Origin of the sequence: Rhizobium sp. TRM96647 (assembly GCF_025780115.1) — a bacterium.
Lineage (GTDB): Bacteria > Pseudomonadota > Alphaproteobacteria > Rhizobiales > Rhizobiaceae > Mycoplana.
This window is the reverse complement of the sequence record NZ_JAOXHF010000011.1, coordinates 62363-78715: the sequence shown is the minus strand read 5'-3', so window position 1 is coordinate 78715 and position 16353 is coordinate 62363. Positions and strand designations below refer to the sequence as shown.

Annotated in this window: 18 protein-coding genes; 11 read left to right on the top strand and 7 right to left on the bottom strand. The window is 65.7% G+C overall.

What is annotated here, in order from left to right; all coding sequences use genetic code 11:
• Positions 1-238: 238 nt before the first annotated feature.
• Positions 239-667, bottom strand: a complete 429-nt coding sequence (locus OCK02_RS18705; protein WP_263814342.1) for a CoA-binding protein — start codon at positions 665-667, stop codon at positions 239-241.
• A gap of 79 nt (positions 668-746) precedes the next feature.
• Positions 747-1184 (bottom strand): CoA-binding protein, encoded by a 438-nt coding sequence (locus tag OCK02_RS18700; RefSeq protein ID WP_230803728.1) that lies wholly within the window; start codon positions 1182-1184, stop codon positions 747-749.
• Between the two features lie 250 nt (positions 1185-1434).
• Here OCK02_RS18700 and OCK02_RS18695 point away from each other — a divergent pair, with 250 nt between their 5' ends.
• Positions 1435-2271, top strand: a complete 837-nt coding sequence (locus OCK02_RS18695; protein ID WP_263814341.1) for a DMT family transporter — start codon at positions 1435-1437, stop codon at positions 2269-2271.
• Positions 2272-2275: 4 nt separating this feature from the next.
• Here the strand turns inward: OCK02_RS18695 and OCK02_RS18690 are convergent, their stop codons facing one another.
• Together OCK02_RS18690 and OCK02_RS18685 are read right to left on the bottom strand one after the other, a co-directional pair.
• Positions 2276-2509, bottom strand: coding sequence for a methionyl-tRNA formyltransferase (locus OCK02_RS18690; RefSeq protein ID WP_263814340.1), 234 nt, complete (start codon positions 2507-2509; stop codon positions 2276-2278).
• Positions 2509-3327, bottom strand: a complete 819-nt coding sequence (locus OCK02_RS18685) for an enoyl-CoA hydratase (protein WP_263814339.1) — start codon at positions 3325-3327, stop codon at positions 2509-2511. Before OCK02_RS18685 ends, OCK02_RS18690 begins: the two co-directional genes overlap by 1 nt.
• Positions 3328-3436: 109 nt before the next feature.
• On the opposite strand from OCK02_RS18685, the gene OCK02_RS18680 reads away from it, so the two are divergent.
• The 3 genes from OCK02_RS18680 to rpsI all read left to right on the top strand — a co-directional run bounded on the left by OCK02_RS18680 (position 3437) and on the right by rpsI (position 5046).
• Positions 3437-3874: a PaaI family thioesterase gene (locus tag OCK02_RS18680; RefSeq protein ID WP_263814338.1), complete on the top strand. Its 438-nt coding sequence runs from the start codon at positions 3437-3439 to the stop codon at positions 3872-3874.
• Positions 3875-4102: 228 nt separating this feature from the next.
• Complete coding sequence (gene rplM / locus OCK02_RS18675) at positions 4103-4567, top strand: 50S ribosomal protein L13 (RefSeq protein WP_230803719.1); 465 nt, start codon at positions 4103-4105, stop codon at positions 4565-4567.
• A gap of 2 nt (positions 4568-4569) precedes the next feature.
• Positions 4570-5046 (top strand): 30S ribosomal protein S9, encoded by a 477-nt coding sequence (gene rpsI / locus OCK02_RS18670; RefSeq protein ID WP_263814337.1) that lies wholly within the window; start codon positions 4570-4572, stop codon positions 5044-5046.
• 385 nt (positions 5047-5431) lie between these two features.
• Here the strand turns inward: rpsI and OCK02_RS18665 are convergent, their stop codons facing one another.
• Positions 5432-5893, bottom strand: a complete 462-nt coding sequence (locus tag OCK02_RS18665; RefSeq protein ID WP_263814336.1) for an Lrp/AsnC family transcriptional regulator — start codon at positions 5891-5893, stop codon at positions 5432-5434.
• Positions 5894-6026: 133 nt separating this feature from the next.
• Here OCK02_RS18665 and OCK02_RS18660 point away from each other — a divergent pair, with 133 nt between their 5' ends.
• From OCK02_RS18660 to argC, 3 genes are all read left to right on the top strand, one after another.
• Entirely contained in the window at positions 6027-6818 is a 792-nt protein-coding gene (locus OCK02_RS18660; RefSeq protein WP_263814335.1) for a phenylalanine 4-monooxygenase, read from the top strand.
• A 92-nt stretch (positions 6819-6910) separates the two neighbouring features.
• The gene (speB, locus tag OCK02_RS18655) at positions 6911-7864 is read left to right on the top strand and encodes an agmatinase (protein WP_230803715.1); all 954 of its coding nucleotides are present in this window, start codon (positions 6911-6913) and stop codon (positions 7862-7864) included.
• Positions 7865-8166: 302 nt separating this feature from the next.
• Complete coding sequence (gene argC, locus OCK02_RS18650; RefSeq protein WP_263814334.1) at positions 8167-9099, top strand: N-acetyl-gamma-glutamyl-phosphate reductase; 933 nt, start codon at positions 8167-8169, stop codon at positions 9097-9099.
• Between the two features lie 122 nt (positions 9100-9221).
• Here argC and OCK02_RS18645 read toward each other — a convergent pair whose 3' ends face one another.
• Positions 9222-10322: a COX15/CtaA family protein gene (locus OCK02_RS18645; protein WP_263814333.1), complete on the bottom strand. Its 1101-nt coding sequence runs from the start codon at positions 10320-10322 to the stop codon at positions 9222-9224.
• A gap of 129 nt (positions 10323-10451) precedes the next feature.
• Between OCK02_RS18645 and OCK02_RS18640 the strand changes: the two genes are divergently transcribed.
• Positions 10452-10667 (top strand): DUF2842 domain-containing protein, encoded by a 216-nt coding sequence (locus tag OCK02_RS18640; protein ID WP_230803711.1) that lies wholly within the window; start codon positions 10452-10454, stop codon positions 10665-10667.
• A 158-nt stretch (positions 10668-10825) separates the two neighbouring features.
• Positions 10826-12109, top strand: a complete 1284-nt coding sequence (locus OCK02_RS18635) for a GNAT family N-acetyltransferase (protein WP_263814332.1) — start codon at positions 10826-10828, stop codon at positions 12107-12109.
• A 16-nt stretch (positions 12110-12125) separates the two neighbouring features.
• On the opposite strand, the gene OCK02_RS18630 is transcribed toward OCK02_RS18635, so the two are convergent.
• Positions 12126-14354 (bottom strand): GumC family protein, encoded by a 2229-nt coding sequence (locus OCK02_RS18630; RefSeq protein ID WP_263814331.1) that lies wholly within the window; start codon positions 14352-14354, stop codon positions 12126-12128.
• Positions 14355-14563: 209 nt separating this feature from the next.
• Here OCK02_RS18630 and OCK02_RS18625 point away from each other — a divergent pair, with 209 nt between their 5' ends.
• Positions 14564-15142: a polysaccharide biosynthesis/export family protein gene (locus tag OCK02_RS18625; RefSeq protein WP_230803704.1), complete on the top strand. Its 579-nt coding sequence runs from the start codon at positions 14564-14566 to the stop codon at positions 15140-15142.
• A 5-nt stretch (positions 15143-15147) separates the two neighbouring features.
• Positions 15148-16329, top strand: a complete 1182-nt coding sequence (locus tag OCK02_RS18620) for a glycosyltransferase family 4 protein (RefSeq protein WP_263814330.1) — start codon at positions 15148-15150, stop codon at positions 16327-16329.
• Positions 16330-16353: the final 24 nt, after the last annotated feature.

Below are 16353 nucleotides of genomic sequence, written 5' to 3'. Positions count from 1 at the left end.
CGGCACGCGCCTTCCTCGGCGTCCGTGCCCCTGTGATTCCGCGTCTTTTTTCAAAGCCTTGCGTGTCCGGCCGCTCTTCTCGCGCCCGTCCTCGGCATGCGCCTCGAACTATTCCAGAGCCGGCGGAGACGGTCAAAGAAAGTTTTCGCTATCCGGCGGGTTCAACCGGAAACGGCTGTGCGCATTTCCCTTTCGCGACGAAAAGTCGCGCGCCGCGAGACCGGGCGTTCGGAAACGGTCAGCCGATCAGTCGGGGATGTTCGATCGCCGGACAACGGTCCATCACGACCTTGATGCCGGCAGCCTCGGCCTTCGCGGCCGCCACGTCGTCGCGGACGGTCAGTTGCCCCCAGATCGCCTTCGGCAGCGGGTCCAGCGCCAGCACTTCGTCTACGAGGGTCGGAAGCGCATGGGCGGCGCGGAAGACGTCGACCATGTCGACGGGGCCGGGAATGTCGGCAAGACGGGCATAGACCTTCTGGCCGTGGATCTCCTTGCCCGCCTGCCCCGGATTGACGGGGATGACGCGATAGCCCTTGCGCAGGAGGAAGGCCATGACGCGGTTGCTGGGACGCTCGGGATTGGGCGATGCACCGACCAGCGCGATCACGCGCGTCTGTCGCAGGATTTCGGCCAGGTAGAAGTCGCTGTAGCTGTCGTGTTTCATGCCGCATCCTCGTTTAAGCCGAAAGGATGGGGAGACTGCGGCTGTTGTCAATACGCGACTGACGTAAGGTCAGGCCGGATCAGGACGCGCGGTGGGTCAGGCGCGGAAATTCGGTGACGGGGCAGCGGTCCATCACCACGCGCAGGCCGGCGGCCTCGGCCTTCTCGGCCGCGGCATCGTCGCGCACGCCGTATTCGCCCCAGATCACCGCCGGCCGCGGATCCAGCGCCAGCACCTCGTCGACGACGGCCGACAGTTGCGACGGCGCGCGGAACACGTCGACCATGTCGACCGGCTCGCCGATGTCGGACAGGTGGGCGACGACGGTCTGCCCGAGGATCTGCTTGCCGGCATGGCCGGGATTGACGGGAATGACGTGGTAGCCCTTGGCGATCAGGAAATCCATCACGCCATGGCAGGGGCGCGAGGGGTTGGGCGAGGCGCCGAGGACGGCGATCGTATGGACCTGGCGCAGGATGTTGCAGATATAGGCGCTGGCATAGTGATCGTGGTTCATCGATGCCTCCCTGCGGCAACGGCAAGGCCGGCCCCGCCTTGCGCTCCCGATCCGTATCAATCGTTCATGATACGTCATTTCCTCCGCGATGGCGAATGCGGCGACCTGCCCCGCTCCGGACGGATCGGAACAGGGCAGATTTTCCCGGGGGCGAGGCAGGCGCCCGATTGCCAAGGGCGGAATTTCGGAAGATGTAGGGTTCGGGTCGCAATGCCCGCGCACCCGCCATCCGAACCGACCGAGGTATGTCGTGCCGATAGACGTGATTGCGCTCGTGCTTCTCGGCGCGGCCCTGCATGCCACCTGGAACGCCATGGTGAAGGCGGGCAGCGACAAGTCGCTCGATGCGGCGATGATCGCGCTCGGCGCCGGCGTGTTCGGGCTGGCCTTCCTTCCCTTTGTGCCGCTGCCCGCCCCCGCGGCCTGGCCCTTCATCGCCGTCTCGGCGCTGTTCCAGTTCGCCTATTTCCAGCTCGTCGCCGCCGCCTACCGGGCCGGCGACATCGGTCTCGTCTATCCCCTGATGCGGGGTGCCGCCCCGCTCATCGTCGCCTCCACCAGCGGCATCGTGCTTGGCGAGCATCTTTCCACCGGCGCGCTCGCCGGCATCCTGATCATCTGCGCCGGCGTGCTGACGCTCGCCTTCGAGAGCCGCCACGGCAGCCGCCACGCCTTCCTTCTGGCGCTGGCAAACGCCTGTGTCATCGCCTGCTACACCTTCATCGACGGCGCCGGCGCGCGCCTTTCCGGCAATGCCATATCCTATACGCTGTGGATGGCGCTGCTGCCGCCGGTGCTCCTGTTCTCCTGGGCCATCTGGCAGCGCGGGCTCGACGTCGTCACCAACCACGTCCGGCGCAACTGGCAGCGCGGCTTGATCGGCGGCGGCGGCTCGATCGCCTCCTACGGGCTGGCGCTATGGGCGATGACGAAGGCGCCGGTCGCAACCGTGGCAGCCCTCAGGGAGACGGCGATCCTGTTCGCGCTTGTGATCTCCGTCGTGTTCCTCAAGGAGAAGGCCAGCATCTGGCGCTACATCGCGGGTGCCACGATTGCCGCGGGCGTCCTGGTGTTGCGGCTGGGATAAGATATCAGTTGAAACCAAACTCTTTCTTCAGCATGGAAAATAGCTCCATTGCTGCGAGTTCATCAAGTTGAATGGCCTGACTAAGTTTGCCGACTTCCTGCCGACTATTCCTGCCGTAAGTCGATATCTGCAGAAGCTTTCGGCCATCGTACTCATGAAAGAAAATCTTCGCATCAACCTCGTCATGCAATTGGAACCTATCCATTTGGCCACGCTGAAATTTCGTAATTCTTGCCATTATTGCCCCCACTCCGGCATCCGCTTGTCCAGAAAAGCGCCGATGCCTTCCTTGGCGTCGTCCACCAGCATGTTGTCGATCATGATCGACACGGCCTTGTCATAGGCTTCCGGCAGCGGCAGGCCGGCCTGGGCGCGGTAGGCGGCCTTGCCGATCCGGAGCGCCTGCGGCGACTTCGAGGCGATGACGGCGCAATATTTGTCGACCACCTGGCGCAGGTATTGCTTGGGCACGATGCGGTTGACGAGGCCGAAGTCCTTGGCGGTGGAGGCGTCGATCGTCTCGCCGGTGAGCAGCATCTCCATCGCCTGCTTCGGATGGGCGGCCCGCGTCACCGCCACCATCGGCGTGGAGCAGAACAGGCCGATATTGACGCCCGGCGTGCAGAAGGCGGAGGTGTCGGTGCAGATCGCAAGGTCCGCGGTCGCGACGATCTGGCAGCCGGCCGCCGTCGCGAGCCCGTCGATCTCGGCGAGCACGGGCTGCGGCAGCCCGGCGATCTTCAGCATCAGGTCGGCAGCCATGCGCAGGGTCTTCTCGTAGAAGGCGCGGCCGCCATCGGGGTCGCTGCGGTGCGCCGTCATCTCCTTCAGGTCGTGGCCGGCGGAATAGAGATTGCCGCCCGAGGCCAGGACCACGACGCGGACCGTCTCGTCGGCCGCGGCCTCGTCGAGGGCTGCCGACAGCGCCTCCATCAGGGCGATCGAAAGCACGTTCGCCGGCGGGTTGTTGAGGGTCAGCCGCAGGACCGCGTCGTTGCGCTCCTTCAGCACCAGGCCTCCCGCCTCCCCCTTGTGCAAATGGACCACGTCAGCCATGGCGGCATTCTCCCTGTTCGTCGTTCCTGCTCCCGTGGTAGACGTGCCGCAGGCGGCTTTCAAGGGCGGGTACGCCCCATCACGGCCGAAACGAAAGGACGACGAGAGGATGGCGACGCACTTCACCCCGGTCATGACGGTCGAGGACCTCAACCGCTTCCTGGAGACGGACTTTCCGGAGATCCACACCGACGGCAAGCTGTTCGAGGTGACCGCCGTCGGCCCCGGCACCGTCGCGATGCGGCTCTCCCCCTCGCAAAAGCACCTGCGCCCAGGCGGCACCGTCTCCGGGCCGACGATGTTCGCGCTTGCCGACGTCACCGCCTATTGCGCGGTGCTCGCCCATATCGGGCCGGTGGCGCTGGCGGTGACCACCAACCTGAACATCAATTTCCTGCGCAAGCCGGAGCCGGGGGCGCTCACCTGCGACTGCCGGCTGTTGAAACTCGGCAAGCGGCTGGCGGTGATCGAGGCCGCGATCTCGGCCGGGACGGAGGGCGAACTGGTGGCGCACGCGACCGCGACCTACTCGATTCCACCGAGATAATTTGTGGTATTTGTACACCACAATACTAAATAATTGATTTTAATACACCTTTATCGCCACCATCAAAACAGCCTCGCTTGACGCCCGGATGCGCTTCGCCTATAAGCCGCCGCAGATCGCGGTCCCTTCTGGCCGCTTTCGTTTTGGCACGGCCCTGCGCCTGCCGACCAAGCAACAAGAAACGCCCGGGCGTTCACGCCTCGGGTCCCAAACGAAAAGAGCTTTACCATGGCAACCTTCTCACAGAAGCCCGCTGAGGTGGAAAAGAAGTGGATTCTCATCGACGCCGAAGGGCTCGTTGTCGGTCGCCTCGCCACCATCATCGCAAACCATCTGCGCGGCAAGCATAAGGCCACCTACACCCCCCACGTCGACGACGGCGACAACGTCATCGTCATCAACGCGGAAAAGGTCGTCCTGACCGGCAAGAAGTACTCTGACAAGACGTACTACTGGCACACCGGCTATCCCGGCGGCATCAAGGAGCGCACCGCGCGCCAGATCATCGAAGGCCGCTTCCCGGAGCGCGTTCTCGAGAAGGCCGTCGAACGCATGATCCCGCGCGGCCCCCTCGGCCGTCGCCAGATGAAGAACCTGCGCGTCTATGCCGGTTCGAACCATCCGCACGAAGCACAGCAGCCGGCCGTCCTCGACGTCGCCAAGCTGAACAGCAAGAACGTAAGGAGCGCCTGAGTATGGCTGACCTCTCTTCCCTGAAGGACCTCGGCACGGCTGCGGCCGATACGGCTTCCTCCGCCCCGGTTCACGTCAAGAAGGTTGACGCCCAGGGCCGCTCCTATGCCACCGGCAAGCGCAAGGACGCCGTCGCACGCGTCTGGGTCAAGCCCGGCTCCGGCAAGATCACCGTCAACGGCAAGTCCTTCGAGGCCTACTTCGCCCGTCCGGTCCTGCAGATGATCCTGCAGCAGCCGATCGTCGCAGCTGCCCGCGAAGGCCAGTTCGACATCGACGCCACCGTTGCCGGTGGCGGCCTCTCCGGCCAGGCCGGTGCGGTCCGTCACGGCCTGTCCAAGGCGCTCACCTACTTCGAGCCGGGCCTGCGCCCGGTCCTGAAGAAGGGCGGCTTCCTGACCCGCGACTCGCGCGTCGTCGAACGCAAGAAGTACGGCAAGGCCAAGGCCCGCCGTTCGTTCCAGTTCTCCAAGCGCTGATCGCTTTTCGAACTTTGCATCTATCGGAAAGGCCGGGCTCGTCCCGGCCTTTCCTGTTTTGGGGCGTTTCCAAGCCTGGAACCCACTGCGCACCTTTCGCGCGCAAGGACTTGCGCGCGCTGGATGCCGGATCAAGCCCGGCATGACGGCGTACGGTGGGTATCCGCGCCTCGGCCAATGTGGCATACGCGCCGGTGTTGGCCGGCGACAATGGGAGCGAGCCACATATTGTGACCAGCATCCCCGCCTGCCCGGCGCATCCCCCTGCCGTCATGCCGGACTTGATCCGGCATCCAGCAGCGTCGCGTCCGCGGCGCGAAGGAATCTTCATACGAGCCGGCACCGGTACACGTCGTGCCACCCCACCATGCACTCAAAAACCGCCTCAGATCGGCAATTCCGTCGAGGCCTTCATCTCGCGCAATACGAAAGATGAAACGACGTTGCGGACATGCGGGTTGCGCAAGAGGTGACGAGTCATGAAGGTCTCGTAGCTTTCCACGTCTGCGGCGCGAATCTTCAGCATGTAGTCGAAGGCGCCGGAGAGCGCGTAGCACTCCATGATCTCGGGATGGGTGCGGACGACCGTCGAGAAGGATTCGATCGCCTCCTCGTGGTGGTCGTCGAGCGTCACATGGGCGATGACGCAGAGCTTGAGGTCGAGCCGGCGCGCATCGAGGAGCGCCACCCGCCTGCGGATCACACCCGCCGCCTCCAGGTCCTGCACCTTGCGCCAGGCGGTGCTCTGCGACATGCCCGCACGCTCGGCGAGGTCGGCGAGCGCCAGGCTGCAATCCTGCTGCAGCAGACGGAGAAGCCGCAGACCGGACTGATCAATTTCTTTCATGAATATCGCCCTCCCCGCGATTTTCATTCAGCATCGCAGTATCCGGCCGCCAGATTGAAAAGTCTATCCGCCGCCTTCGACTACAATTTTCCGAAGAGGATGCGGACCTGGTCCGCAGCGATGGGAGGCGAGGATGCCGAAGGAAAGCACATACACAGCGAAACTGCCCGACGATGACGGCATCTACCCCTACACCGCGGAGGAGGATGCGATCTGGAGCGAGCTCTACGCCCGACAGATCGCGCTTCTTGCCGACAAGGCCTGCGACGAATATCTGGCTGGCGTGAAGACGCTCGGCCTCGACGCGCCGTGCGTGCCGCAGTTGCGCGACGTCGATCGGCGGCTGAAGCAGGCGACCGGCTTCGGCGTCGAGGGCGTGCCGGCGCTGATCGCGCCGTCGAAGTTCTTCCAGCTTCTGTCGGAAAGCAAGTTTCCGCTCGCAACCTTCATCCGCCGGCGCGAACATATCGACTATATCGAGGAGCCGGATATCTTCCACGAGGTCTTCGGCCATTGCCCGCTGCTGACCAACGCCGCCTATGCGCGCTTCGTCCGCCGCTTCGGCGAGAACGCCGTCGCCCTCGGCAAGGACTATTCCTGGCACCTGTTCCGTATCTTCTGGTTCACCGTCGAGTTCGGGCTGATCAACACGGAGAAGGGCCGACGCTGCTACGGCGCCGGCATCGTCTCCTCGCCGAACGAGACGCGGGCGGCGATGGTGGAGAAAGCCTGCGAATTCCGCCCGTTCGACCTGATGACGGTGCTGCGCACCCCCTACCGGATCGACATCGTCCAGCCGATCTACTACGTGATCGACAGCTTCGCCGATCTCGACGCCATCAACGACCAGGACATCGGCGCGGCCATCCGCGAGGCCAGGGCGCTCGGCGATTTCCCGCCCGCCTTCGCGGCCAAGGCGTCGTGAACGGGTGAAACGCGCGGTGGAAATTGCCACCGCGCCCCCTTGTCTTCCCGGCGCCGATTGGCCAACGTCCTGCGATCCAAGGAGGACGGCGGATGGCAAACAGGACGATCGATCACGCGATCACGGCGAAATCGCTGAAGGCTGCGGCCTCGGACCCGACCCATGCGGGCATCCTCTCCTTCATGCGCCGGCGCTACACCAAGAACCTGAAGGACGTCGACGCGGTCGTCTGGGGCATTCCCTTCGATGCCGCCACCTCCAACCGTCCGGGCGCGCGCTTCGGGCCGCAGGCGATCCGCCGGGCGTCGGCGATCATGGACAACGATCCGCAATATCCCTTCGAGCAGGACCTGTTCGAGAACATGGCGGTGATCGACTACGGCGACTGCCTGCTGGACTACGGCAACCACCAGAAGACGCCGGCAACGATCGAGCGCGAGGCCGCGAAGATCCTCAAGTCCGGCGCCTTCCTGCTCACGCTCGGCGGCGACCATTTCGTCACCTGGCCGGTGCTGAAGGCGCATGCGGCGATCCACGGGCCGCTGTCGCTCGTACAGTTCGACGCCCACCAGGACACTTGGCCGGACGAGAAGGGCCGCATCGACCACGGCTCCTTCGTGGCGCGCGCGGTCAGGGACGGCGTCATCGATCCCGACACCTCGATCCAGGTCGGCATCCGCACCCATGCGCCGGAGGATTGCGGCATCCGCATCCTCTATGGCTACGAGGTCGAGGACATGCCGGCGTCCGCGATTGCCGATACGATCGTCCGCCATGTCGGCGACCGCCCCTGCTACCTGACCTTCGACATCGACTGCCTCGACCCGGCCTATGCGCCCGGCACCGGCACGCCGGTTTCCGGGGGACCGTCGAGCGCCAAGATCCTCTCGGTCCTGCGCCATCTCGGCGCGCTGCACATCAAGGGCGCCGACGTCGTCGAGGTGGCCCCCGCCTACGACCACGCCGACATCACCGCCATCGCCGCCTCGACCATCGCCATGTACATGCTGGGCCTGCGCGCCGGCTGGCTGGCGGAACGGCGGTAGCCACGCAACCGCAGCCCCCGTCCTTCTCCCCGCCTGCGGGGAGAAGGTGCCCGCAAGGGCGGATGAGGGGCAGTTGCCTGAGCGTGCCCATAGCCGTCTGGAGCCTTGCCCCTCACCCTGGCCCTCTCCCCGCAGGCGGGGAAAGGGAACGTGCCCCGCCTCCAACCCTCTGCTCCGGCCCGCCCCACGCTTTGCATTGAAAGCGTCATGCCGAGGCGCTATAGGCAGCCACAGACCGTCCGGCCCTGCGCGACGCAGCGCGCCGGCCGCGACCGGCGTCCGGCAGAGCGAAAGGCAGCCCCATGAAACCGAAGATCTTCATCGATGGCGAACACGGCACCACGGGCCTGCAGATCCGTACGCGCATGGCCGGGCGCGCCGATGTCGAGCTCCTGTCGATTCCCGAGGCCGAGCGGCGCAACAACACGATGCGCGAGGATCTGCTGAACGCCGCCGACGTCGCCATTCTCTGCCTGCCCGACGATGCGGCGAAGGAAGCGGTCGCCATGGTCGCCGGCAACAATTCCGTGCGCATCATCGACACCTCGACCGCCCACCGGATCGATCCGAATTGGGCCTACGGCTTTGCCGAAATGGACGGAGCGCAGGCGAAGAAGATCGCTTCGGCCCGCCACGTCGCCAATCCCGGCTGCTATCCGACCGGTGCGATCGGCCTGATCCGCCCCCTGCGCGCCGCCGGTCTCTTGCCGGAGGACTATCCGGTCACCGTCAACGCCGTCTCCGGCTATACCGGCGGCGGCAAGCAGCTGATCGCGCAGATGGAGGATGCCGGCCATGCCGAACATATCGACGCGCCGCACTTCCTCTACGGCCTGACGCTGAAGCACAAGCATGTGCCGGAGATGCAGGTGCACGGGCTTCTCTCCCGCGCGCCGCTGTTCTCGCCCTCGGTCGGCAAGTTCGCGCAGGGCATGATCGTGCAGGTGCCGCTCTACCTGGCCGACCTCAACGACAACGCCTCACTGGGCTCGATCCACGCCGCCCTTGCCGACCACTATGCCGGCCAGGACATCGTCGAGGTGGTCGACCTGAAGGACAGCGCAGCGCTCCCCCGCGTCAACGCGGTGGAACTCGCCGATACCGACCGGATGAAGCTCTTCGTCTTCGGCACCGCCGGTGCCCCCCACGTCAACCTCGTCGCCCTGCTCGACAATCTCGGCAAGGGCGCCTCGGGAGCCGCGGTGCAGAATATGGATCTGATGTTGAGGCAATAGCCAGTAGGCAGCAGGCAGTACAGAAGGGCGCGTTCCCGAAATCGGGACGCGCCCTTCATTGTCTGGTCCAGGCTTTCGTCGCGAGGCCCGTCCCCTATTGCCTATTGCCTATGGCCTACCGCCTACTCCCTCACCTCGATCGCCACCGGCTTCGGATATTCGCCGACGAAGCCGCGCCAGTGGGCGATGGCGAAGCCGAGGACGACGAGGGCGCCGCCCTGGTGCGCCAGTGCCCAGCCGAGCGGCACCTGCCAGATCAGCGTCAGGATGCCGATCAGCGCCTGCAGACAGACGAGGATGAAGAGCAGCACGGTGCGGCGGGCATGGGTGGTCCCGGGTGCCGCGCGCAGAGAGGCGATCATGTGCAACAGTGCCATGGCAAAGAGCAGATAGGCGCCGCAGCGGTGCAGGAACTGCACCGTCTTGGGGTTCTCGAACAGGTTGATCCACCAGGGCTGCTGGACGAAGAGATCGCCCGGCACCACGGCGCCGTCCATCAGCGGCCAGGTGTTGTAGCTCAGCCCTGCGTCGAGGCCGGCGACCAGCGCGCCGAGATAGATCTGGAAGATCGCCATGCAGGCGATCGCCGCAGCCCATCCCCTGGAATTGCCGGCCGGGGCCGGATCGTCGCTGTGCGGCGACAGCCCGCGCATGATCCAGACGCAGGCGGCGAAGATCAGACAGGCGATGACGAGATGGGTGGCAAGCCGGTACTGGCTGACCGAGACGAGCTTCGTCAGGCCCGACGACACCATCCACCAGCCGATGAAGCCCTGGAAGCCGCCCAGCGCCAGCAGGCCGACCAGCGGCCAGCGCAGCCGGCGTTCGATCCGGCCCGTGCCCCAGAAGAAGACGAGCGGCAGGGCGAAGACGATGCCGATCGAACGGGCGAGCAGCCGATGCGCCCACTCCCACCAGAAGATCGACTTGAAGCTCTCCACCGTCATGTCGCTATTGAGTTCGGAATATTGCGGGATGCGCTTGTAGAGGTCGAATTCCTCCTGCCACTCCGCCTCGGTCAGCGGCGGGATGACGCCGTGGATCGGCTTCCATTCCGTGATCGACAGGCCGGATCCGGTCAGCCGCGTCGCCCCGCCCACGAGGACGAGCGCGAACAGCGTCAGGAGGACGATACCGAGCCACAGGCGCACGGCCCGGCGGTTGCGGTCGACGCGGTCGATGTCGCTCAAGAGCTGTCGTTCGGTCGCGGAGGTGATGGTCATGGCTGCTCCTGTCTTGTCGCCGTTGATTTGCAACACGATGCCATGCAAAACAAGTCCGATATGCCTTTGCGGCATCCGGTCGCGGGGGCTCCGCCGATGCGGATGCCGTGCAACCATACGGGACCCTTCATGCCCCCTCGCCTGCGCAAACTGATCGGGACGATCCTGATCATCATCCTCGTGATCGTCTACGCGCTGGTCGCCACGACCATCGCCTCCTTGACGCTTGGCGCCTCGCCCTGGTGGGTGCACATGCTCTACTTCCTCTTCTCCGGGCTCCTGTGGATCCTGCCGGCGATGCTGATCATCAAGTGGATGGAGAAGCCGGCCAAGCCGCGAAAGTAGACGCCATGCGGCCCGTTTCGACTGTCCCGTTAGCCGGCCGGTAACCGTAGTTGCGGATTTCGCCGGCGCGCGCGGCGCATGGGCACGGGAAATAAACCGGTTGGCGGCCATGGCGATGTAAGGTCCGCCGATCCCGGTGTGGCCCCGGCAGGAGCACGATGGCATCGAAAGCGCGGGCAATGCAGCTTGATTTCCAGATCATGCCTGCGGACGGAGACGTCCTGGGCAAACTGGCGCGGTATGTTCCCGGTGGCGAGCGTCGCTCTGCCGCGGTCCCTTTCGCCATCCAGTTGCACGACCGGATGGAGGCGCTGGAGGCGACCTGGCGGACGCTCGAGGCCGGCAACGCCCTGTCGCTGCATCAGGGCTACGACTGGTGCCACGCCTGGGTCGCCACCCACGACAGCCAGCTCCTGATCGTCGAAGGAGTGCATGCCGGGCGGACGGAAATGATCCTGCCGCTGGAGATCGTGCGGCACGGGCCGGTCCGGATCGCCCGCTTCCTCGGCTCGCGCTTCAGCAACATCAATACCGGGCTCTACACCGAAGCCTTCAGCACACTGGCCCCGCCGGCGGTGCTGCGCCAGGCGCTCGACCAGGCGCGCGGCCAGTTCGCCCGCTATTTCGATCTCATCATGCTGGAAAACATGCCGCTCGACTGGCGCGGACAGGAGCATCCCTTCTCGCACCTGCCTGCGGTCCTGAACCAGAACGCGGCCTTCCAGCTCACGCTTCACGCCGATTTCGACCGTACGCTCGCACAGGTGAACGCCAAGCGCCGGCGCAAGAAGTTCCGCCAGTGCGAACGGCGGCTGGAGGCGTTCGGCGGCCATGAGCACGTGATTGCCGAAGGCCGGGCCGAGGCCTGCCGCATGCTCGGCCTGTTCTTCCAGCAGAAGGCGGCACGCTTCGAGGCGCTCGGCCTGCCAAACGTCTTTAGGGACGCGCAGACGCAGGCCTTCTTCCGCACCCTTGCGGCCATTCCTGCCGGGCCCGACGACTATCCGCTGCAACTGCATGCGCTCCGGATCCGCAGCGGCAGCGAGGCCGGCCGGGTCATCGCGATTGCGGGCCTGTCGCGCAAGGGCGACCATGTCATCTGCCAGTTCGGCTCCATCGACGACGGCTTTGCGCCCGAGACGAGCCCCGGCGAAACCCTGTTCCACCTGATCATCGAGAAGCTCTGCGGCGAAGGCGTCGCCCTGTTCGATTTCGGCATCGGCGACCAGGCCTACAAGCGCTCCTGGTGCAACATCGAGACGGCGCAATATGACCTGCTCTGGCCGACGACGCTTTCCGGAAGCGCCGTCGCAGCGCTGCACCGGGCGCGGGCGGCCGCCAAGCGCTCGATCAAGCAGAACCCGAGGCTCTACGGCTTCGTGCAGCGATTGCGCTCGGGCAAGACAGAATTCGTCCGACCCGCCGCGGCCGACGGCGAATAGCCCCGGCGGGGCCGGTTCAGGCCGCGCGCCGGCCGGGGCGCGGCGGTGTGCCTGTCCCGGTCATCAGCACGATCTCGCTGTAGCCGGCGTCCGCGAACCTGCCGATCGTCTCGACGACGCGATCCTCGTCCGCGCCCGGGATGGAGAGGATGATCTCGGCCTGTCCCGACGGCGTCAGCCGGTGCACGCCGGCGACATCGGCCGGGCCGCATTCGACGATGACGGTCTCGTAGGCGTCCGAAAGCGCATCCACGATCATCGACAGCCGGTCGATGCCGCGCATCGCGCGCTTGATGTCGGCATTGCCGCGCGCGACGACGTGCGCGTCGGAAGCCTCATCGCCATGAAGGATATCGGCGAAGGCCGCATCGCCGACGAGCAGGTCCGTCACGCCGGCAAGACGGGTCGTTCCCGTCATCAGCCGCGTCGGCAGGGCCGATCCGGTCAGGTCGACCAGCACGGTCTTGCGGCCCCTGTCGGCAATCATGCGGGCCAGCGCCACGGTCGCGGCCGACCCGGCATCGCCGGACGGGGAAACGGCGATCGCGACGGCGACATCGTTCTCGGTCATGTTCCGCGCCACGGCGGTGACGGTGAAGTCGTCCCCGTCGTCGCCATCGTCCACGACGGGCGGCGCTGCGAGGGACGCCGCGTCCTCCTCCTCCTCGGCATCATATGCGGCCGGAACCGACCGGTAGTCCGGCGTCTGGGCCTCGGCGTAAGCGGCGATGCCCGCTCCGGCCACGGCCTGCCGCGCCGCTGCAACATCCGCACGAACAAGCGGCCAGCGCTCGACCTCCGCCTCATCGGTGAAATCGTCGTCCGGCGCCGGATTGCCGGGCGAGACGGGCCGCAATCCGCGGCCGCTGAAGAGCTCGGCGAGCAGGATCGCGACCGAGGACAGAAGGAATCCGGCGAGCCCGCCGACGATGGTGATCGGCAGAACCTTGGGGAACTGGCGCTCGGTCGGCGGCACGGCTGCGGAAATGATCCGCGCATCGGCCGGCGTCGAGCTGGCATCGGAACGGGACGTCGCCTCGCGGTAGCGGGCGAGATAGGTCTCCAGCAACTGTCGCTGGGCGGTGGCCTCGCGCTCCAGCGCCTTCAGTCCGACCTCGTCCTCGCCGGCGCGGGCGCTGTCGGCCTTGACCGCGTTGAGCTGCTGGATCAGCTGCTGCTCGCGCAGGCGGGCGACCCTCGCGTCGTTTTCGAGGCTCGCGAGGATCTTCGAGGTTTCGGCGGTGATCTGGGCGCGGATCCCGGCAAGCTGGGAGCGCAGGCCCTTCAGGCGCGGATGCTGCTCGAGCAGGCTCGTCGAAAGGTCGGAGACCTGCCCCTGGATCTGCGCCTCGCTCTCCTTCAGCCGCTGGATCATCTGCGAGCCGACGACGTCGCTCAGCGTATCGGGGGCGCCGCCGCTCTTCAGCACCGCGCGCACGCTCTCCGCCCTCGCCTCGGCCGTCGCCTTCTCGGTACGGACACGGGCGAGCTCGCCCGATACGTCGTTCAGCTGCTTGACGGCAAAGGTGGCGTTCTCGCCGGTCGGCAGGAGATCGGAGCGGGAGCGGTATTGCGCCACCTTCTCCTCCGCCTCGCGCACCTTCTCGCGCAGGTTGGCGATCTCGGGCTCGAGCCAGCGGCTCGCCTCGGAATTGGTGTCGAGCTTGGCCCCGCTCTGCAGCGACAGATAGACCTTGGCCATCTCATTCGGAATGGCAGCGGCGAGCAGCGGGTCCTCCGAGGTGAACTGGATCGCGACCACGCGCGACTTCTCCACCTGATAGACGACGAGCTTGTCCTCGAACTCCTTGAGCACCCGCTCCTCCGGCGGCAGATCGAGCGGGTTCTTCTTCAGGCCGAAGGCGACCAGGATATCGGAGAGCGCGGACGGATTGGCGGCGGGATCGAACTCGGCAAGCTCATAGAGCTTCATGTCGCGGGCGACCTGCTTGATGAGGTCGGCGGACTTCAGGAGCTGGACCTGGCTGACGACGTCGAGTTCGTCGAACGCCGGTTCGCGCACAGCGCTGCGGTCGACGCCCGTCGTATAGGCCGGCTCGCGCGCCTCGATCAGCAGGCGCGTCTCGCTGCTGAAGGTGGGCGCGATCATGCTCGAGGCGGCAAACGCCAGGCCCGCGGAGACGACAGTCGCCAGCAGCACCTGCCCGCGCCTGTTCCAGATCGCACGGACCAGCCCGCCGAGGTCGATATCGACGTCGTCCTGTGCCCCATATCCGCCTGACATCTGCATACTCCGTGAACGCGCAGTTTCTCCGCACGGTAAACAATCATGGTAACCCAAGCGTTAATGCGGACCTCCCCTGCAACCCTGCATTCAGAAAACTGCCGTCGAACGCAGGAAACAGCATCCACGCGTTGCAACATTTACCGGCCATTAACCCTAACAGTAGGATAACGGCTGCAGACAGGAACCAATCCCGACAGGCAAGGCGAATGGCATTCGCAATTACAACCAGAGGCGCTGCGCTCGCGATCGCCGCCATTGCGACGGTCGTGATGACCGGTTGCAGCGGCTATCGCCCGGCACCGAAGTCGTTTCAGGAAGCGACGATCCAGCCCTACCGCCTCGACAGCGGCGACCGCCTGCGCGTGACCGTGTTCGAGCAGCAGAGCCTCAGCAACACCTATCTCGTGGACCAGGCCGGCTACATCGCCTTCCCGCTGGTCGGCTCGGTGCCCGCACGCGGCAAGACGATCCAGGAGATGGAGAGCATCATCGCCGGCAAGCTCAGACAGGGCTATCTGCGCGATCCGGACGTGTCGATCGAGGTGGCCAACTACCGCTCGATCTACCTCATGGGCGAGGTCGGCCAGGCCGGACAGTACAGTTACGTGGCCGGCATGACGGTGCAAAACGCGATCGCCGTTGCCGGCGGCTTCTCGCCGCGGGCGAACCAGTCGAATGTCGACGTGACCCGCAAGGTCAACGGAAGGATCATCACCGGGCGCATATCGATCTCCGAACCGATCCTCGCCGGCGACACCATCTATGTCCGCGAACGCCTGTTCTGATCCCGATGACCGACCAGGGACCGTTGCGCATCATCCATTGCTTCCGGTCTCCGATCGGCGGGATCTTCCGTCACGTGCGGGATCTCGCGGAATATCACGCCCGCCAGGGCCACGAGGTCGGCATCGTCTGCGACAGCAGCACCGGCGGAACCTACGAGGACGCGCTGTTCGACGAGATCCGCCCCTTTCTCTCGCTTGGCATCTTCCGCCTGCCCATCCGCCGCTCGGTCAACCCGGGCGATCTGCGGGCGCTGTGGAAGAGCTATCGTGAAATCAGAAACTTGCGGCCGGATGTGCTTCACGGTCATGGCGCCAAGGGCGGCGCCATCGCCAGGCTCATCGGCTCAGTGTTGCGGGTCAACAGGTATCGCGTAGCCCGCCTCTATTCCCCGCATGGCGGCAGCCTGCACTTCACCCGCCAGACGATCGCGGGAAGGACGGTCTTCCGCCTCGAGCGCCTGTTCGAGTTCTTCACCGACGCCATCGTCTTCGTCTGCGACTTCGAGCGCGACACCTATGTCGCCAAGGTTGGCAAGCCGCGCTGCCGCAGCGAACGCATCTATAACGGCATCAGCGACCGCGACTTCGACACGGTCTATCCCCGGGAAGGAGCCGCGGACTTCCTCTATATCGGCATGCTGCGCGACCTGAAGGGGCCGGACGTGTTCATCGACGCCTTCGCCCGGGCCGAGCGCCGGGTCGGACGGCCGCTGTCGGCGCTGATGATCGGCGACGGTCCGGACGAGGACAAGTACGAGCGCACCATGCTGCAGCTCGGGCTTGGAAGGCGGATCGCCATGATGCCGGCGATGAAGGCGCGCGACGCCTTTGCCATGACGCATGCCGTCGTCGTTCCCTCCCGCGCCGAGGCGATGCCCTATATCGTGCTTGAGGCGCTGGCGGCCGACGTGCCCGTGATCGCCAGCCGCGTCGGCGGCATTCCCGAGGTCCTGGGCGAGGACAGCATTGCGCTCGCCGCCCCCGCCGACGCCGATGCGCTCGCCACCTGCATGGCGCTGTCGGTCACCGAACCGAAATGGCGCTGCCGGGCCATGCCCGATCCCGAACGCTTCAAGGCCACCTTCTCGGCCTCGGTGATGGCTGCCACGACGATGACGCTCTATCGCGACCTGCTGCCGCCGGCTGGACGCAGCGCAGGTTGTACCGTCTCTTCGCAACTCGCGTAAGCGTTTTCTTAGGAGCTCTGTGCT